29 protein-coding genes are annotated in these 26020 nt (G+C 68.8%); 25 read left to right on the plus strand and 4 right to left on the minus strand.

Annotation, left to right across the window (positions count from 1 at the left end; genetic code table 11):
* The first annotated feature begins 142 nt into the window (after nt 1–142).
* Both Apa02nite_RS35265 and Apa02nite_RS35270 read left to right on the plus strand, forming a co-directional pair.
* Nucleotides 143–919: an EI24 domain-containing protein gene (locus Apa02nite_RS35265; protein ID WP_203828932.1), complete on the plus strand. Its 777-nt coding sequence runs from the start codon at nt 143–145 to the stop codon at nt 917–919.
* Between the two features lie 606 nt (nt 920–1525).
* Complete coding sequence (locus Apa02nite_RS35270) at nt 1526–2044, plus strand: O-acetyl-ADP-ribose deacetylase (RefSeq protein ID WP_203828933.1); 519 nt, start codon at nt 1526–1528, stop codon at nt 2042–2044.
* 91 nt (nt 2045–2135) lie between these two features.
* On the opposite strand, the gene Apa02nite_RS35275 is transcribed toward Apa02nite_RS35270, so the two are convergent.
* The 3 genes from Apa02nite_RS35275 to Apa02nite_RS35285 form a co-directional block, all read right to left on the minus strand.
* Nucleotides 2136–3149: a LacI family DNA-binding transcriptional regulator gene (locus tag Apa02nite_RS35275; protein ID WP_067702618.1), complete on the minus strand. Its 1014-nt coding sequence runs from the start codon at nt 3147–3149 to the stop codon at nt 2136–2138.
* A 24-nt stretch (nt 3150–3173) separates the two neighbouring features.
* Complete coding sequence (locus Apa02nite_RS35280; RefSeq protein ID WP_067702621.1) at nt 3174–4577, minus strand: GH1 family beta-glucosidase; 1404 nt, start codon at nt 4575–4577, stop codon at nt 3174–3176.
* Nucleotides 4578–4796: 219 nt separating this feature from the next.
* Complete coding sequence (locus Apa02nite_RS35285; RefSeq protein WP_203828934.1) at nt 4797–5558, minus strand: maleylpyruvate isomerase family mycothiol-dependent enzyme; 762 nt, start codon at nt 5556–5558, stop codon at nt 4797–4799.
* A 68-nt stretch (nt 5559–5626) separates the two neighbouring features.
* Here Apa02nite_RS35285 and Apa02nite_RS35290 point away from each other — a divergent pair, with 68 nt between their 5' ends.
* The gene (locus Apa02nite_RS35290; protein WP_373873079.1) at nt 5627–6721 is read left to right on the plus strand and encodes a UDP-N-acetylmuramate dehydrogenase; all 1095 of its coding nucleotides are present in this window, start codon (nt 5627–5629) and stop codon (nt 6719–6721) included.
* Nucleotides 6722–6737: 16 nt separating this feature from the next.
* Here Apa02nite_RS35290 and Apa02nite_RS35295 read toward each other — a convergent pair whose 3' ends face one another.
* Nucleotides 6738–7448: a CAP domain-containing protein gene (locus Apa02nite_RS35295; RefSeq protein ID WP_232344827.1), complete on the minus strand. Its 711-nt coding sequence runs from the start codon at nt 7446–7448 to the stop codon at nt 6738–6740.
* Between the two features lie 382 nt (nt 7449–7830).
* On the opposite strand from Apa02nite_RS35295, the gene Apa02nite_RS35300 reads away from it, so the two are divergent.
* The 22 genes from Apa02nite_RS35300 to Apa02nite_RS35405 all read left to right on the plus strand — a co-directional run bounded on the left by Apa02nite_RS35300 (nt 7831) and on the right by Apa02nite_RS35405 (nt 25889).
* On the plus strand, nt 7831–8529 hold the full coding sequence (locus Apa02nite_RS35300) for a response regulator transcription factor (RefSeq protein WP_067702631.1): 699 nt from the start codon (nt 7831–7833) through the stop codon (nt 8527–8529).
* An 85-nt stretch (nt 8530–8614) separates the two neighbouring features.
* Nucleotides 8615–10984 (plus strand): chemotaxis protein CheA, encoded by a 2370-nt coding sequence (locus tag Apa02nite_RS35305; protein WP_203828935.1) that lies wholly within the window; start codon nt 8615–8617, stop codon nt 10982–10984.
* Between the two features lies 1 nt (nt 10985).
* The gene (locus Apa02nite_RS35310) at nt 10986–11423 is read left to right on the plus strand and encodes a chemotaxis protein CheW (protein ID WP_203828936.1); all 438 of its coding nucleotides are present in this window, start codon (nt 10986–10988) and stop codon (nt 11421–11423) included.
* On the plus strand, nt 11423–12295 hold the full coding sequence (locus tag Apa02nite_RS35315; protein WP_203828937.1) for a hypothetical protein: 873 nt from the start codon (nt 11423–11425) through the stop codon (nt 12293–12295). Before Apa02nite_RS35310 ends, Apa02nite_RS35315 begins: the two co-directional genes overlap by 1 nt.
* A gap of 13 nt (nt 12296–12308) precedes the next feature.
* Entirely contained in the window at nt 12309–13487 is a 1179-nt protein-coding gene (locus tag Apa02nite_RS35320; protein ID WP_203828938.1) for a protein-glutamate methylesterase/protein-glutamine glutaminase, read from the plus strand.
* Nucleotides 13484–14329, plus strand: coding sequence for a CheR family methyltransferase (locus tag Apa02nite_RS35325; RefSeq protein ID WP_203828939.1), 846 nt, complete (start codon nt 13484–13486; stop codon nt 14327–14329). The genes Apa02nite_RS35320 and Apa02nite_RS35325 overlap by 4 nt, the downstream gene beginning before the upstream one ends.
* Nucleotides 14326–14721, plus strand: a complete 396-nt coding sequence (locus Apa02nite_RS35330; protein WP_083972308.1) for a response regulator — start codon at nt 14326–14328, stop codon at nt 14719–14721. The genes Apa02nite_RS35325 and Apa02nite_RS35330 overlap by 4 nt, the downstream gene beginning before the upstream one ends.
* Nucleotides 14718–15203: a chemotaxis protein CheX gene (locus Apa02nite_RS35335; RefSeq protein WP_203828940.1), complete on the plus strand. Its 486-nt coding sequence runs from the start codon at nt 14718–14720 to the stop codon at nt 15201–15203. The genes Apa02nite_RS35330 and Apa02nite_RS35335 overlap by 4 nt, the downstream gene beginning before the upstream one ends.
* Entirely contained in the window at nt 15200–15562 is a 363-nt protein-coding gene (locus tag Apa02nite_RS35340) for a response regulator (protein WP_067702655.1), read from the plus strand. The genes Apa02nite_RS35335 and Apa02nite_RS35340 overlap by 4 nt, the downstream gene beginning before the upstream one ends.
* 7 nt (nt 15563–15569) lie before the next feature.
* Entirely contained in the window at nt 15570–16058 is a 489-nt protein-coding gene (locus Apa02nite_RS35345) for a hypothetical protein (RefSeq protein ID WP_067702658.1), read from the plus strand.
* 148 nt (nt 16059–16206) lie between these two features.
* Nucleotides 16207–16650 (plus strand): flagellar hook assembly protein FlgD, encoded by a 444-nt coding sequence (locus Apa02nite_RS35350; RefSeq protein ID WP_203828941.1) that lies wholly within the window; start codon nt 16207–16209, stop codon nt 16648–16650.
* A gap of 42 nt (nt 16651–16692) precedes the next feature.
* Complete coding sequence (locus Apa02nite_RS35355) at nt 16693–17964, plus strand: flagellar hook protein FlgE (RefSeq protein WP_203828942.1); 1272 nt, start codon at nt 16693–16695, stop codon at nt 17962–17964.
* Nucleotides 17965–18170: 206 nt separating this feature from the next.
* A complete protein-coding gene (locus Apa02nite_RS35360; protein WP_067702666.1) occupies nt 18171–18449 on the plus strand; it encodes a flagellar FlbD family protein in 279 nt (92 codons plus the stop codon).
* A gap of 1 nt (nt 18450) precedes the next feature.
* The gene (locus tag Apa02nite_RS35365; protein ID WP_067702669.1) at nt 18451–19242 is read left to right on the plus strand and encodes a motility protein A; all 792 of its coding nucleotides are present in this window, start codon (nt 18451–18453) and stop codon (nt 19240–19242) included.
* A gap of 2 nt (nt 19243–19244) precedes the next feature.
* Nucleotides 19245–20309 carry a flagellar motor protein MotB gene (locus Apa02nite_RS35370; protein ID WP_203828943.1) on the plus strand — a complete coding sequence of 355 codons (1065 nt, stop codon included), beginning with the start codon at nt 19245–19247 and terminating at the stop codon, nt 20307–20309.
* Between the two features lie 11 nt (nt 20310–20320).
* Nucleotides 20321–20773: a flagellar basal body-associated FliL family protein gene (locus Apa02nite_RS35375; RefSeq protein ID WP_067702674.1), complete on the plus strand. Its 453-nt coding sequence runs from the start codon at nt 20321–20323 to the stop codon at nt 20771–20773.
* Between the two features lie 137 nt (nt 20774–20910).
* Nucleotides 20911–21861, plus strand: a complete 951-nt coding sequence (locus Apa02nite_RS35380; RefSeq protein ID WP_239164765.1) for a flagellar motor switch protein FliM — start codon at nt 20911–20913, stop codon at nt 21859–21861.
* The gene (fliN, locus tag Apa02nite_RS35385; protein ID WP_203828944.1) at nt 21858–22628 is read left to right on the plus strand and encodes a flagellar motor switch protein FliN; all 771 of its coding nucleotides are present in this window, start codon (nt 21858–21860) and stop codon (nt 22626–22628) included. The genes Apa02nite_RS35380 and fliN overlap by 4 nt, the downstream gene beginning before the upstream one ends.
* A gap of 11 nt (nt 22629–22639) precedes the next feature.
* Nucleotides 22640–23098, plus strand: coding sequence for a FliO/MopB family protein (locus Apa02nite_RS35390; RefSeq protein WP_083972309.1), 459 nt, complete (start codon nt 22640–22642; stop codon nt 23096–23098).
* A gap of 127 nt (nt 23099–23225) precedes the next feature.
* On the plus strand, nt 23226–23999 hold the full coding sequence (fliP, locus tag Apa02nite_RS35395) for a flagellar type III secretion system pore protein FliP (protein WP_232344830.1): 774 nt from the start codon (nt 23226–23228) through the stop codon (nt 23997–23999).
* Nucleotides 23996–24760, plus strand: coding sequence for a flagellar biosynthetic protein FliR (locus tag Apa02nite_RS35400; protein WP_067702682.1), 765 nt, complete (start codon nt 23996–23998; stop codon nt 24758–24760). Before fliP ends, Apa02nite_RS35400 begins: the two co-directional genes overlap by 4 nt.
* 37 nt (nt 24761–24797) lie before the next feature.
* On the plus strand, nt 24798–25889 hold the full coding sequence (locus tag Apa02nite_RS35405) for an EscU/YscU/HrcU family type III secretion system export apparatus switch protein (protein ID WP_203828946.1): 1092 nt from the start codon (nt 24798–24800) through the stop codon (nt 25887–25889).
* Nucleotides 25890–26020 lie beyond the last annotated feature (131 nt).

Raw genomic sequence — 26020 nt, forward strand, 5'->3', positions numbered from 1 at the left:
ACGACCGGGTCGGGTTCCGAGCGGGTGCGGCGACCGCGTCGGGTTCCGGGCGGGTGCGGCTGGCCGCGTCGGGTTCCGGGCGGGTGCGGCTGGCCGTGTCCCACTAAGCTGCCGGATCGTGAAGGAAGATCCGAGTCGGCCAGTGTCCGCGGTTCGCCAATTCGCCACCGGTGCCGGGCTGCTCGGCCGTGGGCTCGGCCTGGTCCTGAGAAGCCCCCGGCTGCTCGGCCTGGGTCTGCTCCCCGCGCTGCTCGCCGGCGTGCTCTACACGATCGGGCTGGTCGTCCTGATCCGCTACCTGCCCGAGCTCTCCGCCAAGGTCACCTGGTTCGCCGACGGCTGGACCGGTTTTTGGCGCGACTTCGTCGAGGTGCTGGCCGGCGCCGGGCTGCTCGGCCTGACCCTGCTGCTCGGCATCCTGACGTTCACCGCGGTCACCCTGCTGATCGGCGACCCGTTCTACGAGAAGATCTCCGAGCTGGTCGAGGACCGCTTCGGCGGGGTGCCGGACGCCGTCGAGGTCGGGTTCTGGCGCTCGCTGCGCCGCAGCCTGGCCGACTCGGTCCGCCTGATCGGCCTCTCGATCCTGGCCGGCATTCCGCTGTTCGCGCTCGGTTTCGTACCGGTGATCGGCCAGACGGTGATCCCGGTCCTGGCCGCCGCGGTCGGCGGCTGGCTGATCGCCCTGGAACTCACCGGCGTCCCGTTCCAGCGTCGCGGTCAGCGCCTGCGCCACCGCCGCGTCACCCTCGCCACGAACGTCCCGCTCACGCTGGGCTTCGGGGTCGCGGTGTTCTGCTCGTTCCTGATCCCGCTCGGCGCCATCTTCCTGATGCCCGCGGCCATCGCCGGCGCGACCCTGCTGGCCCGCCGCACTCTCGGCAAACCGGTGCATATCACCACGGTCAGCTCGCTGTAGGCGGTTGTCACCACCCTCAAGATCAAGAGCTTTTTGTCGTGCGTCCGCTGTGGTGCGGACCGTCGCTCCCGCCGGGACCCCTGCGGGCTTCGCTGGCCGCTGGCGCGTCCAGAACGCGAAGCCCTCCGGGGCGACGTCCGCTTTTGGTCACGGAAAACCCCCTGGCACCCCCCCTAACCAAACTGAACCCGATTTCCACACTCCAAGCCCATCCACACCCCACCCCCACCCCAAACCCCCTCCCCACCACACTGTCCAAGGGGGAGCCCCCTGGGAGGGTGGGCTCTGCGCGGAGCGTGTGAAGCCATGATCGCGCCCTAACTCCCCACACAGTGCTCGCCACGGGCTTGCGTGGGGACTTTGGGTGCGGAGCGCGCCGTAACTCCCCACGCAGTGGTCGCCACGGGTTTGCGTGGGGACTTTGGGTGCGGAGCGCGCCGTAACTCCCCACGCAGTGCTCGCCACGGGTTTGCGTGGGGAGTTTGGGTGCGGGGTGCGCCGTAATTTCACACGCAGTGGTTGTCGCGGGTTTGTGTGGGGAGTTTGGGTGTGGGGGCGCCGAAAGTCCCCACGCTGTGGGGTTGGTGGTGGATGGGGGGAGCTGTTGTGCGGGTGGAGCTGGTTGATGGGGACATCACTGGGCAGCGGGTGGACGTGGTGGTGAACGCGGCCAACTCGTCGCTGCTCGGTGGGGGTGGGGTGGACGGCGCGATTCATCGCAAGGGCGGGCCGGAGATCCTCGCGGAGACGCGAGCGTTGCGGGCGGCGAAATACGGTCGCGGGCTGCCGGTCGGCCAGGCGGTCTCGACGACGGCGGGGCGGTTGCCGGCGCGCTGGGTGGTGCATACCGTCGGGCCGGTGTTCAGCGCGACCGAGGACCGGTCCGAGCTGCTCCGGGCGTGTTACGCGAACTCGCTTCGGGTGGCCGACGGGCTGGGCGCCGAGACGGTGGCCTTTCCGCTGATCTCGGCGGGGATCTACCGCTGGCCGGTCGAGGACGCGGTCCGGCAGGCGCTGGGAGTGCTGCGCGCGGCCGAGCCGGAGCACCTGCGTACGGCGTACCTCGTCCTGTTCGGCGCCGAAACCGCAGCGGTCGCCCGCGCGGTAGCCGGCACCCAGCCGTAGCGAAAATCCCCTGCCGTGGCCGATGCCCGGGCGTAGCGGAAAGCCCGCGCGGTGGCCGGCGCCCGGGCGTAGTGGAAAGCCCGTGGCGGGGTCAGGCGGAGTCGCGGACGATCAGTTCGGTGGGGAGGACTATCGACTCCGGTACGTCGGGTTCGCCGCTGATCAGGCGGAGCATCTGGCGGGCCAGGGTGCGGCCCATCTCGCCGATCGGCTGGCGGACCGTGGTCAGCGGCGGGTCGCTGTACCGGCTGATCTCGAAGTCGTCGAAGCCGATCACCGCGACGTCGGCGGGCACCCGCCGTCCGGCCTCGCGCAGCGCCAGCAACGCGCCGTGCGCCATCAGGTCGGAGGCGACGAAGACCGCGTCCAGCGCCGGGTCCTGGGCGAGCAGTGTGCGCATCCCGGTGATCCCGGACTCCCGGGTGAAGTCGCCGGCCACCACCAGCTCCGGCAGGCCGGCCGAGCGGAGCGTGTCGGTGTATCCGGCGAGGCGTTCCACCCCGGCGACCATGTCCTGCGGGCCGGCGATCGTGGCGATCCGCTGGCGACCGGTTCCGATCAGGTGGCGGACCGCGGCGGCGACTCCGCCGGCGTGGTCGACGTCGACGTACGGAACCGGGGGTTCGGCGTTCATCGGGCGGCCGCTGCAGATCACCGGGATGCCGCGCCGGGCCAGCGCGCCGGGCAGCGGGTCCGCGCCGTGGATCGAGGCGAACATGACGCCGTCGACGTGGCCGGCCACCGCGTAGCGCTCGACGCGGTGATGGCCGGCCTCGGAGCCGGTCATCATCAGCACGAGCTGCTTGTCGGCCGCTTCCAGCTCCATCCCGACGCCGCGGATGATGGCCGGGAAGAACAGGTCGTCGGAGAAGACCCGGTTGGCCGTTTCCGGCAGGATCAGCGCGATCGAGTCGGTGCGCTGGGTGACCAGGCTGCGGGCGGCCTGATTCGGTACGTACCCGAGCTCCTCGACCGCGTGGTTGACCGCCTCCCGGATGGTGGCCGCCACCGTGGTCGAGCCGTTGACGACGCGGGAGACGGTCGCGCGGGACACCCCGGCGCGCCGGGCCACCGCCTCCAGGGTCGGGCGCTCCCGCGTCGTCACAAAACGCTCCTCAGTAAAGGCGGGCTACTCGAGCCCGTTACGCCGGATCACCTCGCGGTACCACTTGGCGCTGTCCTTGAGCACACGCTGCTGCGTCGTGTAGTCGACGTGCACGATACCGAAGCGCTTCTTGTAGCCCTCGGCCCATTCGAAGTTGTCCATCAGCGACCAGAGGAAGTATCCACGCAGGTCCACTCCGGCAGCCAGGGCGTCGTGGCAGGCGCGCAGGTGGCCGTCGACGTAGTCGATCCGGCGCTGGTCGGGAACGTTGCCGTCGGCCGCCGGGCCCTCGGGGAACGCCGCGCCGTTCTCGGTGATCATCATTGGGGTGCCCGGGTAGTCCCGGTGCAGGCGGGTGAGCAGCCGGGTCAGGCTGGCCGGCTCGATCGGCCAGTTCATGTCGGTGACCGGGCCGACCGGCGGCCGGAACGCGATGCCCTCGCTGCCCGGGTAGTCCAGCGCGCCGGGGGCGCCGGGCTTCGCCGAGACGTACGCCGGGTTGTAGAAGTTGATCCCCAGCACGTCGATCGGCTGGTTGATGATCTTCAGGTCGCCGTCCTGGACGAACGCCAGGTCGGTGAGCCGGGCGACGTGCTCGAGGACGTCCGCCGGGTATTCGCCGCGCAGCAGCGGGTCCAGGAAGATCCGGTTGGCCAAGCCGTCGATCAGGCGGGCGGCGTCCCGGTCTGCGGCGTTCTCCGGGTCGACCGGGTAGACCTCGCACGGGTTCAGCGTGATGCTGACCCGCTGGGCGCCGGCCGCGCGGAGCGCCTGCGTCGCCAGGCCGTGACCGAGGTTCAGGTGGTGCACGGCGGCCAGGGACGCCGCCGGGTCCTTGACGCCGGGGGCGTGGATGCCGGACGCGTAACCGAGGTAGGCCGAGCACCACGGCTCGTTCAGCGTGGTCCAGGTGGCCACCCGGTCACCGAGCCGGCGGTACACGATCTCGGCGTACTCGGCGAAGGCCTCGGCGGTCGCCCGGTTGGTCCAGCCGCCGTGGTCCTCGAGGGTCTGCGGCAGGTCCCAGTGGTAGAGCGTCACGGTCGGGTCGATGCCCTTGGCGAGCAGCTCGTCGGTGAGCCGGTCGTAGAAGTCGAGCCCCTTGGTGTTGACCGGGCCGGTGCCGTCCGGGCGGATCCGGGGCCAGGCGACCGAGAACCGGTACGAGGCCAGCCCCAGGTCGGCCATCAGCGCCACGTCGTCGACGTACCGGTGGTAGTGGTCGCAGGCGATGTCGCCGGTGTGGCCGGCGTACACCTTTCCGGGCGTACGGCTGAAGGTGTCCCAGATGGACGGGCCGCGACCGTCCTCCCGCGCCGCACCCTCGATCTGGTACGAGGCCGTGGCCGCGCCCCAGACGAAGCCGTCGGGGAAGGTGATCCCCGCACGCGCCGGCTGCGCCGACGTGGACGTGACGGTTGCCGTCATGTCTTCACCGCTTCCTTGATCCGCTGAACTTAACCGGTTCACTATACCTATTTGCTGAGCTTCGCTCAGCGGCGATTTGCCCTGAAAGTCGACGAGTTAGAGCCGATTTCCGGTGCCCGCAAACCCGGCGGGTACCAGAAATCGGCTCTAACTCGTCGACGGCAAATCGCGAACCTCCACGGGGTGGGGGCGCGTCCAGCGGTGAGGAAGTGGGGTCCGTCAGCCGGTGCGGAGGGCTTGGAACAGGCGGGGGTCGCCGGTTTGGGCCGGAGGGGTGAGGGGTGTGCGGCCCATCAGGGTGAGCTGGAGGTCGCTGGCGGTGCCGGTGGCCTTGGCTCGGGCGTGGTGGTCGTCGGTGTCGAGGATGGTGCCGGTGTCCAGCAGGGCGATGCCGCTGCCGCGCAGCCGGACGAACCACTCGGTCTCGGCGTCCGTGCCGACCAGGTGGACCACGCCGTGCAGGTCGGTGGGGCCCAGCCGCTTGCCGGCCGGCAGCCAGGTGTCCAGGATCTCGGCGACCCCGTCGGCGGCGAGCTTGGTCTCGATCGGGGTGGGTCGCCCGGCGGCCGCCTCGGCGTCCCAGCGGTGCACCGACAGCTCGTGCGCGAGCCGGCGGTCCCAGAAGGCCGCCTTCTTCGGCTGGGGCGCCCAGTTCCACGCCGGGTAGTCCGGGTCGAGCGCCTCGAGCGTCTCGATCGTGCCGGTGACCTCGCGGCGCAGCTGGTCGAGTGCCTCGTCCCAGCTCGGCCGGGGGTCCGCGTCCGGCGCCACCGTGGGCCGGTCGGTCACCCCGCGGGTGACCGTGGCGCGGACCCAGCGCAGCAGGCCGGTGACGTGGTGGGCCAGGTCGCCGGTGGTCCAGTCGGGGACGTCCGGCACGGGAGCGTCGGGACCGGTCTCGGCCACGGCGTCCCGCAGGGCCGGGCCGTCGGCGCGCAGCGCCGCCAGCCAGAAGTCCTTCGTCCCGTGCAACCTGTTCATCGCAGTCGTCTCCCGCTCGGCCGGACCGCCGGTGAATCACTCTGCCCTATGAGCTTAGGGTGAACGTCGTGCCCGACGCATACGCCGATCATCTGACTGACGATAACTCCGAGGCTGACGCTGTTCCGGCTGCGGACCGAATGCTGGCGGTATATACGACGCTACGCCTAGGTGGCCCGGCCGGCACGGTGACCACCGCTGTCGAGACGGACGAAGCGGTCGCCGTGGTGCGTAAGGCCACGGCCGAGGGACGCCCGTTCCTGATCCTGGCCGGTGGCAGCAACGTGGTGATCGGTGACGCGGGCTTCGACGGCGAGGTGCTGGTGCTGCGCAACCGCGGCGTCGAGGTGGTGGCGGAGGGCGACGGCGAGGTCGTGGTCCGGGTCGCCGCCGGCGAGCCGTGGGACGACTTCGTCGGGTACGCGGTGGCGAACGGCTGGTCCGGCGTCGAGTGCCTGTCCGGCATCCCCGGTTCGGCCGGCGCCACCCCGATCCAGAACGTCGGCGCGTACGGCCAGGAGGTCGAGCAGACCATCGTGGCGGTGCACGCCTACGACAGGGTCGCCGACGAGCAGCTGGTGCTGACCCCGGCCGAGTGCGGTTTCGGCTACCGCTCGAGCGTGTTCAAGCACAGCGACCGTCACCTGGTCACCGCGGTCGACTTCCGGCTGGCGACCGACGGGCTCTCCGCCCCGATCCGATACGCCGAGCTGGCCCGGCAGCTGGGCGCCGAGGCCGGCGACCGGGTGCCGGTGGCGCAGGCCCGGCAGACGGTCCTGCAGCTGCGCGCCGGTAAGGGCATGGTGCTCGACCCGGCCGACCGGGACACCTGGTCGGTGGGCTCGTTCTTCACCAACCCGGTGGTGCCGGCCGCGTTCTTCGCGGAGCTGACCACGACCCGTGGCGGCATGCCGCACTGGCCGGGCGAGAACGGCACCGTGAAGATCCCGGCGGCCTGGCTGATCGAGAACGCCGGGTTCCCGAAGGGCTTCGCCGGCGCCGGGGTCTCGATCTCCACCAAGCACACCCTGGCGCTGACCAACCGCGGTTCGGGCGACACGGCCGCGCTGCTGGACCTGGCCCGGACCATCCGGGACGGGGTACGCGACCGCTTCGGCGTCGAGCTGCACCCCGAACCGGTGCTGGTCGGCGTCGAGTTCTAGACGCGGACGAACCGGTTCAGCGCCAGCCGAACACCTGGGTGTAGTAGGGCGTGCCGTCCGACGCGTACACGATGGCCGCGCCGATCTTCTTGGCCCCGCAGTTCAGGATGTTGGCGCGGTGCCCCGGGCTCTCCATCCACGCCTTCATCACCTCGGGCGCGGTCGGGTAGCCCCAGGCGATGTTCTCGCCGGCCGGGGTGCGGTACCCGGCCCGCTGCGCCCGCATGGAGAAGGTGGAGCCGTCCCGCCACACGTGGCTGAACAGCCGGGTCCGGGCCATGTAGTAGCTCTGTGCCACCGACGCCAGGATCAGCTCGTGGTCCAGGCCGACCCGGGGGCAGCCGGCCGCCCGGCGTTCCCGGTTGGTCAGCCGGACGACCTGGTGCATCAGGCTGCGGGCGCGGGCCTTCTCCGGGTCCGGGGTGGCCGCGCCGGCCGGTGCGGCCTCGACGTTCGGCGTGATCGGCGCGGCCGGGGTGCGCGGTGTCGTCGCCGGGCCGGGTGACGTCGTGGCCGGCTCCGGAACCGTGTCGGTGACGACCGGCGTGGGCTGGCCCGGCGGCCGGTCCGGTACCACCGGTCCCTGGGCGTTCACCGCGTGCGGCAGCGCGAACAGAGCGGCGGGCAGAGCGAGCAGCGCGGGCGCGGCCGCTAGCGCGGAGGCGCGGCGTACCACCTTGTCGAGCACGGGTTCCTCCCGGATCCGTGGTGGACGCGATTCGTCCACCAGGGATATCGGACCCTTTACTTCGTCCCGTGTCACATCTTTCGCGGAACGGCGGAAATGCCGTACAAGAAATGAAAAGCTGAGGGGATCGGCGGTCCGCAGGCGGGCAGCGGAGCGTGATTAGCGCCTGACATCCGTCTTGGTCGGATCCTTCGGCGACCGGCCGGTGTACAGGGTCTTTGCCCGCTAAACTGTGACTGTCCGTAAATAGGCGATGACATCACGCTATGGTGTTTTTGCGCCTTTGAATTTCTCCCGTCCGCGGTCGCGCGGACGGTGCCAAGCGAGACACCGAACTTCCCACCGCCGGCTGCGGCGCGAGGGAGATCGGCCGTGCCCGAAAACGGGTGCGAGCACGGGTTGGGGGCAGGGTGAACACACGATGAGTCGCCTACTCGTGGTCGAAGACGACCCGGACATCGCACTCGCCCTGCGGCTGTTGTTCAGCCGCGCCGGGTACGAGGTGGCCCACGCCGCGGACGGGCGTTCCGGCCTCAAGGAGGCGTACGCCGAGCACCCCGATCTGGTGGTGCTCGACGTGGGTCTGCCGGAGATGGACGGCTGGCAGGTACTGGAACGTCTCCGCGACGTCTCGGACGTGCCGGTGCTGGTGCTGACCGCGCACGGGCAGGAAGCGGAGAAGGTCCGCGGCCTGCGTGGCGGCGCGGATGACTATCTGACCAAGCCGTTCGCCAACAACGAACTGCTGGCCCGGGTGGAGGCGCTGCTGCGCCGCTCGTCCACCGGGCAGAACAGCTGGGCCAGCCAGATCTATGACGACGGCCTGGTGCACCTGGACCCGACCAAGCGCCGGGTCTACGTCAAGGGGGACGAGAAGCGGCTCACGCCGACCGAGTTCCGCCTGCTGAACGCGCTGGTGCGGCACGCCGGCGCGGTGCTCTCGCCGAATCAGCTGCTCACACAGGCGTGGGACGACCCGACCGGCATCGGCCAGGAGCGGGTCAAGTTCGCGGTGCTGCGATTGCGGCGCAAGCTCGGCTGGTCCGATCCCGAGGAATCACCGATCGAATCGGTGCGCGGGTTCGGCTATCGCTACCGCCGCCCGGGCGGGGAAGCCTGAGAAGTCGGGCGTACCGGGTGAGTCTTCTCAGTTGGTGCCCGTCAGGGTCGATGAGGGCTGTGAAGCCGAGCAGGAGGTAGGTGTCGTGGAAGACCTTGGCGAGATCGTCGGCGAATTCCTGATGGAATCGCACGAGAACCTGGACCAGATCGACCGGGACCTCGTGAGCCTGGAACAGGAACCGGACTCGCGTGATTTGATCTCCCGCATCTTCCGGGCGATCCACACGATCAAGGGCACCAGCGGGTTCCTGGCGTTCTCCCGGTTGGAGAAGCTGGCGCACGCGGGTGAGTCCCTGCTGTCCCGATTGCGGGACGGCGTCCAGCCGGTCACCCCGGAGACCATCACCGTTCTGCTCGTCACCATCGACGGTGTCCGCTCGCTGCTCGCCTCGATCGAGGAGAAGGGCACCGAGTCCGAGGTCGACATCGACAGCATCATCGTCAAGGTCAACGCGCAGATGAACGCGCCGACCGAGGCGAAGGCGGAGGCTCCGGCCGCCGCCGCGGCGCCCGCCGCCGAGGCCGCTCCGGCCGCGGACGGCGAAGCGCCGGTGCCGCTCGACGAGACGCCGGCCCGCCCGGTTCCCGAGCCGGTCGCCGAACAGCGGCAGCCGCTGGGCCAGATCCTGGTCGAGGCGGGCGCCGCCCAGCCGGGCGACGTGTCCACCGCGCTGCAGCAGCAGATCGAGGGCGACGAGCGCAAGCTCGGCACCATCCTGCTGGACGAGGGCAAGACCCAGCCGGCCGCGGTGAACGAGGCCCTGCAGTCGCAGGCGGCGCCGAAGCGGAGCATCGCGGACAGCGCGATCCGGGTCGACGTCGACCTCCTGGACACCCTGCTGAACATGGTCGGCGAGCTGGTGCTCGCCCGTAACCAGCTGGTTCGCGGGGTCATGGAGATCGGCGACTCCGGCCTGGTGCGCAGCGCCCAGCGACTCGGCATGATCACCAGTGAGCTGCAGGCCGGCATCATGAAGACCCGGATGCAGCCCATCGAGCACATCTGGTCGAAGCTGCCCCGCGTCGTCCGGGACCTGAGCAACTCGCTCGGCAAACAGGTCCAGCTGGTGATGCAGGGCAAGGACACCGAGCTCGACCGGAGCCTGCTCGAGGCGGTCAAGGACCCGCTGACCCACCTGGTCCGCAACGCGGTCGACCACGGCATCGAGGACCCGGAGCGCCGGGCCGCCGCAGGCAAGGGCACCGAGGGCACGCTGACGCTCCGCGCCTACCACGAGGGCGGGCACGTCGCGGTCGAGGTCGCCGACGACGGCGCCGGTCTGGACGTCGACCGGATCGCGGCGAAGGCCGTGGAGAAGGGCCTGCTCCGCCCGGACCAGGTCGCGAACATGGACCGGCGCGACATCATGGCGATGGTCTTCCAGCCCGGCTTCTCCACCGCTGCCAAGGTCACCAACGTCTCCGGCCGCGGTGTCGGCATGGACGTGGTCAAGACCAACATCGAGAACATCGGTGGCGCGGTCAGCGTCGACTCGACGCCCGGCGAGGGTACGGTCTGGCGGCTCACCATCCCGCTGACCCTGGCCATCATCCAGGCGCTCACCGTCGACTGCGGTGAGCACCGGTACGTGGTCCCGCAGGTCGCGGTGCTCGAACTGGTCTTCATCGACGGACAGTCCACCAAGATCGAGTACGCCTCGGGCGCCCCGGTCTACCGCCTGCGCGGCAAACTGCTGCCGCTGATCCGGCTGGACCGCGCGCTCGGTCTGGAGGTCGGTGGCGACCAGGGCGTCTACATCATGGTGCTGCAGGCCGACGGCCGCCGGTTCGGCATGGTCGTGGACCGGGTGCTGAACACCGAAGAGGTCGTGGTCAAGGCCTTGAACACCCGGTTCAAGGACATCGGCCTGTACGCCGGCGCGACGATCCTCGGCGACGGCAAGGTCGGCCTGATCCTGGACGTCTCGTCGCTGGCCCGCCGCTCCCACCTGGCCGTCGACTCGGAACGCGAGAACGTCGTCGCCAACTCGAAGGCCTCCGGCGAGGGCAAGATGCAGCGCCTGCTGGTCACCGCGGTCGGCGAACGCCGGGTGGCGATCCCGCTGGACACGGTCACCCGGCTCGAGGAGTTCCCCAAGGACCGGATCGAACACGCCGGCTCCCGCGAAGTCGTGCAGTACCGAGGGCAGATCCTGCCGCTGGTGCGGTTGTCGCACCTGCTCGGCGCGTACGGCGAGGAGCCCGAGGGCGACACCGTGTCGGTGGTCGTCTACAGCGAGGGCGGACGGAGCGTGGCGCTGGTGGTCGACCGGATCGTGGACATCGCCGAGAACTCGACGGCGGCACGCCGGGACGCCGAGGAGGACGGGCTGGTCGGCACCGCGGTGATCCAGCAACGGGTCACCGAGCTGCTCGACGTACGCCGGGCCATCCTCGCCGCCGACCCGAACTTCTACAGCGACGCGTCCGACGACATGCTGGTGGAGGCCTGAGATGGCGAGTCGCCAGTTCGCCACCTTCGAGGTGGACGGCCAGCTCTTCGGCGTCGAGGTGCACACCGTGCAGGAGGTGCTCTCGTACAACGAGTACACCCCGGTGCCGCTCGCCCCGAAGGCCGTCGGTGGCCTGTTCAACCTCCGGGGCCAGGTGATCGCGGCGGTCGACCTGCGGGTCCAGCTCGGGCTCGCCCGGCAGGCGCTGCAGGGGCCGGTGATGAACGTGATCCTGCGCGGCGACGGCGAGCCGGTGAGCCTGCTGGTCGACAAGATCGGTGAGGTGGTCGATCTGGACGACGAGACGTTCGAGCCGCCACCGGACACCCTCAGCGGCCCGACCCGGGAGCTGGTGGTCGGCACGTTCAAACTGGACGGACGGTTGATGCTCGCCCTCGACGTCAATCAGGCGGTCGACACGTACCGCGCCACCAACTGATGTACAGCCTGGTCAGCGCCCCGGTCCTGGGCTTCGACCTGACCCGCCTGCCGGGCGGGTCGGCGGCGGCCGACGTCATGCTGCGCGCGCTGCGCCTGCAGGTCGCCGACCTGCCGGTGCTCGCCGCGCGGCTACCCGACGAGGACACCCGGGGCCCGCTCTGGGTCGAGGTGGAGAGCGCCGCGCGCCGGATGCCGAGCCTCAAGGGGATGTCGAAGGACGACCCGGCGGGAAACCTCGCCCTGGTCGAGCGCGCGCCGATCGGTTCGGTCGACTCGCTGCTCACCTGCCTGCGCTACGACGTGATGTCGTGGACCTGGGAGGGCACCGGCCGGGCCGCCCGGCAGACCGAGGAGGCGGCCGGGGCGACCGCGCTGCTCTGCGACGCCGCGGTCGCCTGCTACCTGCGCGAGGTCCTGGACGACGACACCCGCCGCCGCCTCGGCGCCGGCTGGGTGTCCGCGGTGCGCAAGCTGCCGGCCGGCGCCCCGATCGACCTGGGACCGCACCACTACACGGTCTCCGCCCTGCTCGACCGGCTGCACACGCTGCGGCCGGAGGACCGGAAACGGGTGTCGACGGCCGCCGACGACGCCCGGCGCAACACCGCGGGCTGGTCGCCCGCCGTGCACTCGGCGTCCTGGGCGGCGTATCTCTCGGATCGGGTCCGTACCGCCGCCGCGGCGCAGATGCTGCTGGTACAGGCGGTGGACACGGCCGGCATTCCGCTGGCCGACCGGGCCGGTGGGGTCTGGAACATGCTCAGCGGCGCTGTTCAGGCGCTGGTGGTTCGCGATCTGCTGGACACCGCAACGGCGCACCGGCTGCTCGCGCCGGTGGTTGCGGCACTCGGTCCGGCCTGGCTCGGTTGAAGGGAGTGGTCGAATGATCTCGGTTCTCGTCGTCGACGATTCCGTGGTGGTCCGGCGGCTGATCGTCGACGCTCTCGGGGATGCTCCGGGCATCCAGGTGGTCGGCACCGCGGCGAACGGCCTGCTGGCCCAAGCCAAGATCGATCAGCTCAAGCCCGACGTGGTCACCATGGACATCGAGATGCCGCAGATGGACGGCATCGAAGCCGTTCGTGAGCTGCGGAAACGGCACGCGGCACTGCCGGTGATCATGTTCAGCACGCTGTCCGCGGCGGGTGCCAGCGCCACCCTGGAGGCTCTTGCCGCCGGCGCGACCGACTACGTCACCAAGCCCAGCAACGTGGGCTCGGTCAAGGAGTCCATCCAGGCGGTGCGGGACCAGCTCGTACCGAAGATCCAAGCGCTCGGCGGACGCCGCCGGACGCCGCCGCCGTCCGCGCCACCGCGTGGTCCGGCGCCGGCTGCCGGGCTGCGTCCCGGTGCCGCGGCGCCGGGACGGCCCGGCCCGCCACCGCCGCCCGGCGCGGCCCGCCCACCCGCTTCCGGACCGGCGCCGGCTCGGCCCGCTGCCGCCCGCCGCAGCGGGCCGCAGGGCCGGATCGACATCCTGGCGATCGGCTCCTCCACCGGCGGCCCGGACGCGCTCACCAAGGTGCTGCTCGGTCTGCCCGCGGACCTGGCGGTCCCCGTGGTGATCACCCAGCACATGCCGCCGGTCTTCACCAAGATGTTCGCCGAACGGCTGGACCGCAGCACCCCGCTGAAGGTGGTGGAGGCCGGTGACGGCATGGAGCTCACCGCCGGCACGGTCTACATCGCGCCCGGCGACCGGCACCTGGTCTTCAACCGCCGGGGCACGGCGACGCTGACCCAGCTCAGCAACGCACCACAGGAGAACTCCTGCCGACCGGCCGTGGACGTGATGTTCCGGTCGGTGGCGGCGCTGTACGGCGGCACCGCCTTCGCGGCCGTCCTCACCGGCATGGGACAAGACGGACGGGGTGGTGCGAAAGTGCTACGAGACGCGGGCTGCGAGATCTTGGCGCAGGACGAGGCGAGTTCGGTGGTCTGGGGCATGCCCGGCGCCGTGGTCGGTGCGGGCCTCGCGGACGAGGTGCTGCCGCTGGACCGGATAGCGGGCGCGCTGCTCAACCGGGTTCGCGTGGGACGGTCCGCGGCGGTGGCGCGATGACCCTCTCGCAATCGGACTTCTCGTTCGTCTCCAACCTGGTCCGCAAGGAAGCCTCGATCGTGCTGGCCCCGGGCAAGGAGTACCTGGTCGAGGCGCGGCTGATCCCGGTCGCCCGCGCGGTCGGCGCGGCGAACGTCAACGAGTTCCTGGCCGACCTGCAGCGCCGGCCCAACCCGCAGTTCCAGCGCAAGATCATCGACGCGCTGACCACCAACGAGACGTCCTGGTTCCGGGACCGGGAGCCGTTCTCCGCGCTCACCGACGTGGTGCTGCCCGAGCTGGTGAAGTCCCGGGCGTCCACCCGCAAACTGCGCTTCTGGTCGGCGGCCAGTTCCAGCGGTCAGGAGGCGTACAGCCTGGCGATCACCATGCAGGAGAACCTGCCGACCGGCTGGAACTACGAGATCCAGGGCACCGACATCTCGCACACCATGGTCGAGCGCGCCTCGAAGGGCGAGTACAGCCAGGTCGAGGTGAACCGGGGCCTGCCCGCCACCCAGCTGGTGCAGTACTTCGAGCGGGCCGGCGCGCACTGGCGGATCATCCAGCCGCTGCGCCGGAACGTGTCGTTCAAGCACATGAGCCTGACCGCGCCGTTCCCGCCGATGCAACCGTTCGACGTGATCTTCCTGCGCAACGTCCTCATCTACTTCGACGTGGCCACCAAGCGCCAGGTGCTGCAGCAGGCCGCGAAGCTGCTGCGCCCGGACGGCTGGCTGTTCCTCGGAGCGGCCGAGACGACGATCGGGATCGACGACAACTACGAGCGGGTGGCCGCTGGCCGCACATCCGCGTACCGAATCCGTAACGCGGTGCCTGCGGGCGCCGGGAGAAGGGGATGACGCCGATGCGCGCCATGGTGATCGACGATTCGCGCGCGATGCGCATGATCCTCAAGCGCATCGTCACGAAGCTGAGCTTCGAGGCGGTTGAGGCGGGTGACGGCAAGGAGGCGCTCGATCTCCTCGCCGACATGACCGAGGTTCCGGAACTGGCCCTCATCGACTGGAACATGCCCAACATGAACGGGCTCGAGTTCGTCGTGAAGGTCCGGGCCGATCCGCGGCTGCGGGAGATGACCCTGGTGATGGTCACCACCGAGAGCGAACAGAGTCAGATCGTCCGCGCACTCGCCGCGGGCGCCCACGAGTACGTGATCAAGCCCTTCACCGAGGGCGCCATGATCGAGAAGCTGGCCCTGCTGGGCCTCGTGCCGACCGGAGCAAACTCATGAGTGTCGAAGTCGAGGTGGACGAGAACGACCTCGCGGAGATGGTGGAACAGGTCTGGGAGTCATATCTGGATCCGGAGGGCGTGAGCCCGCTGATCCCGACGTACGACGAGAACCAGCCCTCCGAGGTGCACTCCTCGGTCTCCATCACAGGGTCGTGGAGCGGCCACATCGTGTACGCGTCGTCCCGGGCCGCCGCCCAGCGCGCCGCGGCCGCCTTCCTGGCGATGGAGCAGGACGAGGTCAGTGAGGAGGACATCTCCGACACGCTCGGCGAACTGGCGAACATCGTCGGCGGCAACGTCAAGGCGATGCTCCCGCCGGGCTCGCACCTGTCCCTCCCACAAGTTTCGCTCGCGCCGGAGACCTCGGCGCGTTTCCCGAACACCCAACGCATCAGCGGCGTCTATGGACTCTGGGAGGGCGAGCCGGTGTCCATTTCGATGTGGCAGAGCAGCACCGACACGAAGGAGGAGGGTGCATGAAAATCCTGATTGCTGATGACAGCAGGGTGATGCGGCAGATCGTCGTTCGTACCCTGCGGCAGGCCGGTTTCGGCGACCACGCCCTGATCGAGGCTGCTGACGGGCAGGAGGCGTTTGACAAGACCACGGCGGAGCAGCCGGATCTGGTGATCTCCGACTGGAATATGCCGCATCTGACCGGTATCGAGGTGTTGCGACAACTCCGCGCCGCCGGCAACAGCGTCAAATTCGGTTTTGTCACCTCGGAGTGCACACCCGAGATGAAGACCGCCGCCGAAGCCTCGGGTTCGGCCTTCTTCATCGTCAAGCCCTTCACCGCTGAGCGATTCGACGAAGTTTTCGCTCCTATTTTGGGATGATTACGACATGTCAGACGTCTCGGTTCTTCCCGGCTCACTAGCCGTACGCAACCTGTTCGAGGACCTCCTCGGCCGTGAGGTGACCGTCAGTCCCGGTGACCCGCTCAGCGCGGAAGAGGTCCGGACCGCAACGGTGGCCATCTTCACCGACGCCGGCCAGAAGATCTACGCGTCGATGGGCCTGCAACTGAGTCTGGCGGCCAATGCCGGCGCCGCGCTCGGTCTGCTGCCGCCCGGCGCCGCCGAGGACAGCATCGACGAGAAGCAGCTCTTCCCGAACCTGGCGGAGAACGTCTTCGAGCTGTGCAACATCTTCACCAGCCTCCTCAACAAGGAGGGGGCGCCGCACGTCAAGCTCTACCAGGTGATCTACCCGGGCATGGAGCTGCCGAGCGACGCCCGGGCGGTGCTGCTCGCCCTGGGTCGCCGGCTGGACCTGATGGTCGAGGTGAGCCGGTACGGCAAGGGCAAGCTCAGCATCTCGCTGGCACCCTGAGGACGTCGCGCGACCGCGTACGTACGCGGAAAATTGAAGATCCGAAATTGCGGGCCCGCCGATCCGGCGGGCCCGCAAATTTGTCCCTAAGAAAATCTCATGCCGGGCCGAAGTTCAGGGTGAGCTAGCCAAGGGACAGGAGAAGTCGATGACCTCGCCGACCTCTGGAACGGGCGCCACGGGTGCCTCTTCGGAAGCCGTACAGGCGGCCGCGAGAGCCGCTGCACTCGCGAAGGCCAACGCCAAGGACAAAGACCTCGGCGACAAGGACACCTTCATGAAGCTGCTGGTGGCTCAGCTGAAGTACCAGGACCCGTCGAATCCCGCGGATTCCACCCAGTTCCTGGCGCAGACCGCGCAGTTCACGCAGGTCGAGAAGCTGGAAGACATGATCGGCATGATGAAGGGCCAGCGGATGGTCACCGCCAGCGCGCTGGTCGGCAAGACCGTCACGTACATGGACCCGACCGGTGCCATGCAGTCCGGCGTGGTTGCTGCGGCAAAGCTCAATGGAGACAGCGAACCGATGCTCAAGGTCGGGAACACGGATGTAGAGCTGTCCAAGGTCACGGAGATTACACAGACCGCCTGATTCCGTCATTTCCCTTTACTTCTTGAACGCGAAGGAATCTTTATGCTGCGCTCTCTCTACTCCGGTATCAGTGGTCTGCACGCGCACCAGCAGATGATGGACGTCACCGGCAACAACATCGCGAACGTCAACACGGTGGGCTACAAGTCGACCTCGGTCCAGTTCCAGGACACGCTCAGCCAGATGGTCGGCGCGGCCGGCGCACCCCAGAACGGTCAGGCCGGCTCGAACCCGGCGCAGGTCGGCCTCGGTGTCCGGGTCGCCGGCATCACCTCGAACTTCGCACAGGGCTCCGCGGAGACCACCGGCAAGTCCGGCGACATGATGATCCAGGGTGACGGCTTCTTCATCACTCGCAGCGGCAACGAGATGCTCTACACCCGGGCCGGCTCGTTCGGCTTCGACGCCAACGGTGTGCTGGCCAGTGCCAATGGCGAGCCGGTGCAGGGCTGGACGGCCACTAACGGCATCGTCAACTCGGCAGTCCAGCCGGGCGACATCCGCATGCCCCTCGGGGCCACCATTCCGCCGAAGGCGACCACCACGGTCACCCTCAAGGGCAACTTGAGCAGCGACAAAATCCCGGATGTCAACAATCCGGACAACGGCGGCGACACCTACGCGACCACCATCCCGGTCAAGGTGTTCGACGCGCAGGGTGGCACGCACACGGTCACCGCGAAGATGGAGCGACAGGCCGGGTACGACAACACGTCCGACCCGACCACGTCGAGCTGGAAGGTCACGCTCTTCGACGAGAACGGCGACCCGGTCAGCGGTGACGCGACGATCAACTTCTCCGGCGGCAAGCCGAGCGACGGGGCCGGCGGCGTGGAGAAGACGCTGAGCATCGGCAGCGCACCCAACGCGTACACGGTCGACATCTCCGATGTCACGTCGTACTCCGGACTCTCTGACGCTCGGGTGTTCGACACCGACGGGCAGACGTCGGGTGCGCTCACCTCACTTTCCTACAGCGTGTCTGACACCGGTCAGATCATCGGCGTCTACAGCAACGGCTTGAAGGAAGTGCTGGGTCAGGTCGCCATGGCCACCTTCAAGAACGTCAACGGTCTGGAGAAGGCCGGCGACTCGACGTATCGGGATACCGTCAACTCCGGGTACGCCCAGGTGGGTCAGCCCGGCAGCGCCGGCATGGGCGCGGTGATGAGCGGGGCCCTGGAGATGTCGAACGTCGACCTGGCGCAGGAGTTCACCAACCTGGTCATCGCCCAGCGCGGCTTCCAGGCGAACTCCAAAATCATCACGACCTCCGACGAGATCCTCCAGGAGCTCGTCAGCATGAAGCGTTAGCAGCAGCGGCAGGTTGTCCGGCGGCGGCCGGGGCGGGGCACTCATGCCTGCCCCGGCCGCCGCTGTGTGAGCCCCGGATCGTCGCAGCTCGCACCCGGATAGCGACCGGTTGGATCTCATCGGCAACCGGGATCGCGCCGAAGTAGTAGGCGTAGGGCCACGGAGGGCCTTCCACCAGCCAAGGACGAACCAAGGACGGGACAGTCTTGATCCTCGTAACTCGTATCAATGGTGCCGTGTTCGCACTGAACCCGGACCTGGTCGAGCGTGTGGACTGCACGCCGGACACGGTCGTCACCCTGGTGGACGGCACCAAGTACGTCATCTCTGAGTCGGTGCCCGAATTCATCGACTCGGTGCGTCATTACCGCGCCTCGCTCATCGCCCAGGCGAGCCGTATGGAGCCAGTTTCCACGGCTGCCCACTCCTCGTCGGACGACGACCTCGACGCCAAGGTGCTCCCGCTGCACCGGAAGGAACGCTGACATGGACATCTCCACGATCGTCGGAGTGCTTGCCGGATTGGTGATCGTCTTCACCGTCCAGATCCTGGAGGGCGGTTCGCCGGCCTCCATCCTCCTGATCCCGTCCATGATCCTGGTCTTCGGCGGCGCGTTCGCCGCCGCCATGGCCGGCGGTGTCCTGAAGGACGCGACCGGGTTCGTCAACCAGCTCAAGAAGGCCTTCACCGCCAAGGTGACGCCGCCGACCCAGCTGCTCGACAACGTCGTGAAGCTGGCCGAGCGGGCCCGCCGCGAGGGCCTGCTGGCCCTCGAGGACGCGGTCAAGACGGTTGAGCACCCCTTCCTCAAGCGGGGGCTGCAGCTGGCCATCGACGGCACCGACCCGGATGAGCTGCACGACATCCTGCACGCCGAGGTCGCCGCGAAGAAGAAGGCCGACAAGGCCGGCACCAAGTTCTTCGAGAACATGGGTGGCTACGCCCCGACGATCGGCATCATCGGCACGGTCATGGGCCTGGTCCACGTGCTGGAGAACCTCGACAAGCCCGAGACGCTCGGTCACTCGATCTCCGCGGCGTTCGTCGCCACCCTGTGGGGCGTGCTCAGCGCCAACATCATCTGGCTGCCGATGGCGGCCCGCCTGACCCGGCTCAGCGGGGTCGAGGCGGAGGAGATGGAGCTGGTCATCGACGGTGTCCTGGCCATCCAGGCCGGCTCGAACCCGCGTCTGGTCGCCCAGAAGCTGCGCAGCCTGCTCCCCCCGGACGAGATGAAGAAGGCTGAGGCCATGGCCTCCTCCAAGAAGGCGGCCTGAGCATGAGTTCTGGTGGTGGCAAGCGCAAGAAAGCCCATGAGGAGCACGAAGAGCACGTCAACCACGAGCGCTGGCTCGTGTCGTACGCCGACATGCTCACCCTGTTGTTCGTCCTCTTCGTCGTCCTGTTCTCCATGAGTGACATCAACACCAAGAAGTTCGCCCAGCTGGCGCAGGGTCTCTCGGCCGGCTTCGGCTCCAAGAGCGCGGCCTTCAGCGGCAACTACGCCCCGCTGGACGGCGCCTCGAACAACGCGCAGATCGTGCAGATCGACCCGGGCTCCAACCCGGGTGACGGGGCCTCCGGGACCGAGGGCCTGAGCAAGAAGCAGCAGGAAGCGGTCGACCGGGCGGTCAAGGCCGAGGACCGCGCCAAGGCATCGGCCAACGCCGAGAAGGCAGCGAAGGAGGCGGAGGACCTGAAGGCGATCGAGAACAAGATCTCTGACGCTCTGGCCGCCGCGAAGCTGCTCAACAACGTGAAGTTCACGATCGATCAGCGGGGCCTGGTCGTCACGGTGGTCACCAATGAGGTCGTCTTCGCCGGCGACCGGGCGGACCTGCGCCCCACCGGCGAGAAGATCCTTAACGCGATCGCCCCGACGCTGGCCAAGCTGCCGAACAACATCGAGGTGGACGGCAACACCAACCAGCTCAAGGCGCGGACCAAGTACTACCCGAGCGGCTGGGAGCTCTCCGCGGCTCGTGCCTCCACCACGGTCCGGTACTTCACCGGGCACGGCATCCCGAAGAAGCGGCTCAGCGCTGTCGGTTTCTCCGACACCAAGCCGCTGATCGACCCGAAGGACCCGCGGTCGATCACGATGAACCGCCGGGTGGACGTGGTCGTGCTGACCATGCTGTCGGCCGACCAGGCGGCGCTGCTGCCCTCGGCTGCCGGCACCGACACCAAGCTGCACGCCGGCCAGACCTCGGCCGAGGCCAAGGCCGCCGCCGAGGCCGCGGCGACGACGGTCGAGGCCGACAACTCCTCAGGCTCCAGCACCACCGGTACGGACGGCACGCCCAGCAATTACTCCACGATCATCTCTGACAACAAGAACTGAGGGGACTTCTCATGGCTGACGAAAAGGACACTGCTGCGGTGGAAGCGCCGAAGAAGTCCAGCAAGAAGATGATGATCGTGATCGCGGCGGTGCTGGTGGTGCTGGGCGGCGGTGGCGCCGGAGCGTTCTTCATGCTCCGCGGCGACTCGGCCGAGGCGGCGCCGAAGAAGGGCGTCGTCACCGCGGCCGACAACACGATCACGGTGAACCTGGCCGACGGTCACTACCTGAAGCTCGGCTTCGCCCTGCAGCAGACCGAGGCGGCCGCCGAGGCGGTCGACCTGAGCGAGGCCTACGAGCTGGCGATCGACGAGTACACCGGCGTGAAGGTCGCCGAGCTCTCCACCGAGGAAGGCCGCGCGAAGCTCAAGGCGGACCTGCTGGCCAAGCTGATCAAGGCCTACACGGTGGACGGGACCAAGGAGGTCATGGACATCTACTACACCTCCTTCGTGACGCAGTAACCGAACGTCGTAGTCAGCGGTAACACGTAATAGCGGGTGAGGGCGGGTCTCTTCGGGGAGACCCGCCCTTTCGTGTATTAAGGGGCAAAACCGCCCCCAGCACTCAGCGGTTCGCGAAGTCCGCCGATCAGGACGACGTGACCACCACCGCACGCACCCCGGGCAAGATGTCGCGCCGTGGCCAGGGCGGGGGGCCGACGGCGTACGACTTCCGTCGCCCGATCAAGCTCTCCCGTGAACACGTCCGGACCCTGCAGATCGCGTTCGAGACGTACGCGCGCAGCTGCGGCACCCTGCTGACCACCCGCCTCCGCGCGGTCAGCAACGTCTCGCTCATCTCCATCGAGCAACTGAACTACGACGAGTACGTGGCGTCGCTGGCCAACCCCACGATCATCGGGGTGGTCACGCTCGACCCGCTGCCCGGCACGGTCCTGCTGGAGATCGCCCAGTCCGCGGTGATGACCGCGATCGACCACATGCTCGGCGGCCCCGGCGGCTCCCAGCCGGAGCGCCCGCTGACCGAGGTGGAGATGCCGCTGCTCCGCGGCCTGATCGAGCGGATGCTCGGCGAGATGCGCTACGGCTTCGAGAGCCTGGTGGACATCTCGCCGAAGCTCAAGGAGATCGAGTACAACGCGCAGTTCCTCCGCGCGCACGCGCCCGGCGACGCGGTCGTGGTGGCGTCGTTCGAGACCAAGATCGGTGCGGAGGAGTGCATCTCCACGATCTGCCTGCCGTTCAACACGATCCTCCCGGTGCTCTCCCGCACCGAGACGATCGTGCTCAGCGCGTCCGAGCGACAGGCCAAGGACAGGGCGCTGCGGAGCCTGACCGCCGGACTTTCCGCCGCTCCGATCGACGTAGCAGTGCGATTCCAGCCCATTCGGATGCGTACCGATGACATCGTGGATCTACGTCCGGGTGACGTCGTGCCGCTGGGGCATCAGACCAGCCGGCCGCTCGAGGTCACCGTGAACGACATCGTCTTCGCGCATGCCGTACCCGGCAATCAGGGTGCTCGGCTCGCCTGTCTCGTCGTGCCGTCCCCCCATGAGAACTCGTCCAAGGAGTCTGGCCGCTCATGACCGCCCCTGCCATCACCGCTCCGCAACTGTCACTGGCCCGGAACGCCGCCGAGGCCGCGCTGGCGGTACTGCCCACCAGTCGTGCCCTGTTCGCCGGCGACCCGGTGACTCCCGGCGAGACAGTGATCGAGGGCCAGGCGGTCACCGCGCGCTTCAGCGGCGCGGCCTCCGGCGAGGTCGTCGTGGTGGTCGGCCAGGATCTCGCGGACGCGCTCAAGGAGAGCCCGCTCGGCGAGCTGGACCTGACCGCGGCCGTCCGGCCGGCCCTCGAGGCCGCCTCCCGGGTGTTCGGACCGGTGATCCTCGACCCGGGGCAGGTGATGGACCCGCAGGTGGCGCTCAGCGCGCTGGCCACCAAGGAGGGTGCGGTCGCCATCCCGCTGCGCGACGACGAGGACGTCCGCGCGGTGATCGCCATGGCGCTCAGCCCGTGGCCGACCGACGATCCGATGGCAGCCATGACGGCCGCCGCCACCGGCGGCGGGGTGGCTCAGCGGACCTCGTCGGCGCTCGGCTCCCGGGGCGCCGGGCTGGACATGCTGCACGACGTGGAGATGGAGGTCTCGGCCGAGCTGGGCCGGACCCGGATGAGCGTGCGCGAGCTGCTCTCGCTGATCCCGGGCGCCATCGTCGAGCTGGACCGGGCCGCCGGCAGCCCGGCCGACCTGCTGGTGAACGGCCGCCTGATCGCCCGCGGCGAGGTGGTCGTGGTGGACGAGAACTTCGGTATCCGGATCACCGAGATCGTCTCGCCCGGCGCCGAGTAGGAGTCCCCACCTTGATCCGGCTTCTCCTCCAGGTCGGCTTCTCCCTGCTCATCGTGCTGTTCATGATGTGGGGACTGGCCCGGGCGCTGCGGCGTCCGTTCGGTGGCCGCGGGCACGGCCCGCTGACCGTGCTCAACCGGCAGCAGTTGAGCCGGGGCGCCGCGGTGGCGGTGGTGAAGGTGTCCGACCGGGCGCTGGTCCTCGGCGTCACCGACCAGCAGATCAGCTATCTGGGCGAGGCCGAGCTGGACATGTTCGAGCCGGAGCCGGTCGAGCACCGCGACCATCTGCTCATCGAACCGTCCGAGCTGATCGAACCGGACATGATCCTGCCGGGCCGGCACCCCGCGGCGCAGACCGGGCCGAGCATCCACGAGGAGCATCACGGCCCGCTCGACGGCTCGATCCTCTCGCCCCGGACCTGGCGGTCCACCTTGGAATTCCTGCGCGAGCGAACGACGAGGCGATGAGATGCGACGCGCGATCCTGATACTTCTCGCGGGCGTGGGGCTGGCTCTCGCGTTACCCACGCCGGTGTCCGCCGCACCCGGTCAGCCCGGGGCGGAGGTCGCGGCGAGGGCTGCGGATCGCGCGCTCATGGACGTACCCCAGCAAGCGCCGCAGGCGCCCGCCCACCCGGCGGCGGAACGACCACCGGAACTGCCGCGGGTGCCGCAGGCACCGAAGACCTCGCCGCCGAGCATCAACCTCAACATCAACGGTACGAACCCGGACGGCAGCCGCCCGGCCTCCAGCCTGGTGATCGTTCTCGGTCTGACCATGCTCTCGGTGGCGCCGGCGCTGCTGCTGCTCTGCACGTGTTTCACCAAGGTCTTCATGGTTCTCGGGATCACCCGCAACGCGATGGGCCTGACCACGCTGCCGCCCAACCAGGTGATCGCCGGGCTGGCGCTGTTCTTGAGCCTTTTCATCATGGGCCCGACCGTCTCCGCGATGAACGACGTGGGCGTGCAGCCCTATCTGAAGGGCGACAAGACGCAGGCCCAGGCGTTCAACGACGGCATCAAGCCGTTGCGTGAGTTCATGTGGAAGACCACCCGCGAGGACGAGCTGGCCCTGCTGATCAAGGTGTCCGACCAGGCCAAACCGGCGAATCGGGACGCCGTGCCGCTGACCACGCTGGTGCCCGCGTTCGTGCTCTCCGAGCTGCGGGCCGCGTTCATCATCGGCTTCGTCATCTTCATCCCGTTCCTGATCATCGACATGGTGGTCTCAGCGTCGCTGATGTCGCTGGGCATGATGATGCTGCCGCCGGTGACCATCGCGCTGCCGTTCAAGCTGCTGCTGTTCGTGCTGGTCAACGGGTGGGGGCTGATCATCACGGCACTGGTCGGCTCGTACCGGTTATGAACTTCGACGTCCCGATCGCCGAGCTGATGGCGCTCCTGCTGGGCGCGTGCCGGACCGGCGCGTGGATGGCGGTCTGCCCGCCGTTCAACTCGCGGCTGATCCCCGGGCCGGTGAAGGCGCTGCTCTCGGTGGGGCTGACCCTGCCGATGACGCCGTACCTGCGGGACACCGTCCCGTCGATGGAGACCCCCGCACTGATCTTCAGCGTGATCATGCAGGTGTTCGTCGGTGTCGGGCTGGGCTTCGTCACGGCGCTGCTGTTCGCCGCCCTGCAGGCCGCCGGTGACCTGCTCGACCTGTTCGGCGGGTTCACCCTGGCGATGGCGTACGACCCGCTGGGGATGAGCCAGAACGCGGTCTTCGGCCGGTTCTACAACCTGATCGCGATCACCCTGCTGTTCGCCAGCGACGGGCATCAGCTGATCCTGCGCGGCTTCCTGCAGAGCTTCAAGACGCTGCCGCTGGACACCACGTTCTCCGTCGAGACGTTCACCAAGCTGCTGGTCAGCGGGATCGGCGAGATGTTCCTGTCGGCGCTGCAGATCGCCGGGCCGCTGATCTGCGTGCTGTTCCTCGCCGACGTGTCGCTCGGCCTGCTGAACCGGGTGGCGCCCGCGCTGAACGCGTTCCAGCTCGGCTTCCCGATCAAGATCTTCCTGGTGGTCACCCTCTCCGGGCTGGCCATCGGGATGCTCCCCGGCGCGCTGCACACCCTCGTCGAACGGGCGGTCAGCGCGGTGGTCCAGCTCAGCGGCGGCTGACCGCCGCCGGGCCGCCCGTTGATGGGAGGAGGTGGAGATGTCCGGCGAAAAAACCGAACAACCGACTCAACAGAAGCTCAAGAAGGCCAAACAAGAGGGCCAGATCGGGCGTACGCCGGACCTCGGCGCCTGGTTCGGGATGCTGGCCGCCAGCGTGATGCTGCCGCGCACCCTGCGCAAGGCGATGGAGCACGCCGAGGACCTGGTCGGCAAGATCCCGGACATCATCGTCCACCCGGATCCGGCCAAGTGCCTGGGCATCCTCAAGGACGGGCTGTTCAGCGCGGGCTGGGCGGTGCTGCCACTGGCGATGACCATGATGGCGGTCGGTGTCGCCGCGGCCGGCGCGCAGGGCGGCATCCGGGTCGCCACCAAGCTGTTCGTCCCCAAGTTCAACCGGCTCAACCCGTTCACCGGCCTGAAGCGGATGGTCGGCGGGCAGGCGGTCTGGGAGCTCACCAAATCGCTGTTCAAGACCCTGGTGCTGGCCGGCGTGCTGTACATGACGATGAAGGACATCGTCCCGAAGCTGATGACCGCCGGTCGGCTGCCGCTCGCCGCGCTGCTGGGCATCGTCTCCGACGCCGCGCTGGCGCTGATCCGGGCCGCGGCGCTGGCCGGTATCGCGATGGCCGGTGCGGACTACTTCGTGGTGCGCCGGCGTACCCAGAAGCAACTGCGGATGAGCAAGGAGGAAGTCAAGCAGGAGAACAAGAACGCCGAGGGCGACCCGCTGATCAAGGCGCAGATCCGGGCCCGGCAGATGGCCATGTCGCGCAACCGCCAGATGGCCGACGTGCCGACCGCGGACGTGGTGGTGGTCAACCCGGTGCACGTCGCGGTCGCGCTGCGCTACGAGCCGGAGAAGGGCGCTCCGAAGGTGGTCGCGATGGGCAAGGGCCCGGTGGCCGCCAAGATCCGGCAGCTGGCCAACGACAACCGGGTGCCGATGGTGCAGGACGTGGCGCTGGCCCGGGCCCTCAACGCGAGCTGCGAGGTGGGCCAGGAGATCCCGGCCGAGTTCTTCGGCGCGGTGGCCAGGGTGCTGGCGTTCGTGATGAGCCTGAAGGCACGGGGGTCGGCGGCTGGTGTGCACCGCAATCCGAACCCCACCCCAGCAATGACGTAACCGGAATTCGGGAGATTTCCTCACATCGGGGGCGGTTACCGGGGAGGATCGGGGCGTGGCGGTGCCACAAGGGTCTCAGTGATGGCGACGGAACGCCGAACAGAACGACGCCAGGACGGCGACGACTGGGC

This window comes from Actinoplanes palleronii, from assembly GCF_016862315.1.
GTDB classification, from domain to species: Bacteria; Actinomycetota; Actinomycetes; order Mycobacteriales; family Micromonosporaceae; genus Actinoplanes; species Actinoplanes palleronii.

What these genes read in the sequence shown, in the direction of transcription:
- Apa02nite_RS35300 (WP_067702631.1), top strand. Translation starts at nt 7,831, where the DNA reads ATGAGTCGCCTACTCGTGGTCGAAGACGACCCGGACATCGCACTCGCC.
- Apa02nite_RS35365 (WP_067702669.1), top strand. Translation starts at nt 18,451, where the DNA reads ATGGACATCTCCACGATCGTCGGAGTGCTTGCCGGATTGGTGATCGTC.
- Apa02nite_RS35335 (WP_203828940.1), top strand. Translation starts at nt 14,718, where the DNA reads ATGAGTGTCGAAGTCGAGGTGGACGAGAACGACCTCGCGGAGATGGTG.
- Apa02nite_RS35330 (WP_083972308.1), top strand. Translation starts at nt 14,326, where the DNA reads ATGACGCCGATGCGCGCCATGGTGATCGACGATTCGCGCGCGATGCGC.
- Apa02nite_RS35315 (WP_203828937.1), top strand. Translation starts at nt 11,423, where the DNA reads ATGTACAGCCTGGTCAGCGCCCCGGTCCTGGGCTTCGACCTGACCCGC.
- Apa02nite_RS35375 (WP_067702674.1), top strand. Translation starts at nt 20,321, where the DNA reads ATGGCTGACGAAAAGGACACTGCTGCGGTGGAAGCGCCGAAGAAGTCC.
- Apa02nite_RS35340 (WP_067702655.1), top strand. Translation starts at nt 15,200, where the DNA reads ATGAAAATCCTGATTGCTGATGACAGCAGGGTGATGCGGCAGATCGTC.
- Apa02nite_RS35345 (WP_067702658.1), top strand. Translation starts at nt 15,570, where the DNA reads ATGTCAGACGTCTCGGTTCTTCCCGGCTCACTAGCCGTACGCAACCTG.
- Apa02nite_RS35350 (WP_203828941.1), top strand. Translation starts at nt 16,207, where the DNA reads ATGACCTCGCCGACCTCTGGAACGGGCGCCACGGGTGCCTCTTCGGAA.
- Apa02nite_RS35325 (WP_203828939.1), top strand. Translation starts at nt 13,484, where the DNA reads ATGACCCTCTCGCAATCGGACTTCTCGTTCGTCTCCAACCTGGTCCGC.
- Apa02nite_RS35310 (WP_203828936.1), top strand. Translation starts at nt 10,986, where the DNA reads ATGGCGAGTCGCCAGTTCGCCACCTTCGAGGTGGACGGCCAGCTCTTC.
- Apa02nite_RS35405 (WP_203828946.1), top strand. Translation starts at nt 24,798, where the DNA reads ATGTCCGGCGAAAAAACCGAACAACCGACTCAACAGAAGCTCAAGAAG.
- Apa02nite_RS35370 (WP_203828943.1), top strand. Translation starts at nt 19,245, where the DNA reads ATGAGTTCTGGTGGTGGCAAGCGCAAGAAAGCCCATGAGGAGCACGAA.
- Apa02nite_RS35285 (WP_203828934.1), bottom strand. Translation starts at nt 5,558, where the DNA reads ATGAACAGGTTGCACGGGACGAAGGACTTCTGGCTGGCGGCGCTGCGC.
- Apa02nite_RS35355 (WP_203828942.1), top strand. Translation starts at nt 16,693, where the DNA reads ATGCTGCGCTCTCTCTACTCCGGTATCAGTGGTCTGCACGCGCACCAG.
- fliN (WP_203828944.1), top strand. Translation starts at nt 21,858, where the DNA reads ATGACCGCCCCTGCCATCACCGCTCCGCAACTGTCACTGGCCCGGAAC.
- Apa02nite_RS35400 (WP_067702682.1), top strand. Translation starts at nt 23,996, where the DNA reads ATGAACTTCGACGTCCCGATCGCCGAGCTGATGGCGCTCCTGCTGGGC.
- Apa02nite_RS35320 (WP_203828938.1), top strand. Translation starts at nt 12,309, where the DNA reads ATGATCTCGGTTCTCGTCGTCGACGATTCCGTGGTGGTCCGGCGGCTG.
- fliP (WP_232344830.1), top strand. Translation starts at nt 23,226, where the DNA reads ATGGACGTACCCCAGCAAGCGCCGCAGGCGCCCGCCCACCCGGCGGCG.
- Apa02nite_RS35280 (WP_067702621.1), bottom strand. Translation starts at nt 4,577, where the DNA reads ATGACGGCAACCGTCACGTCCACGTCGGCGCAGCCGGCGCGTGCGGGG.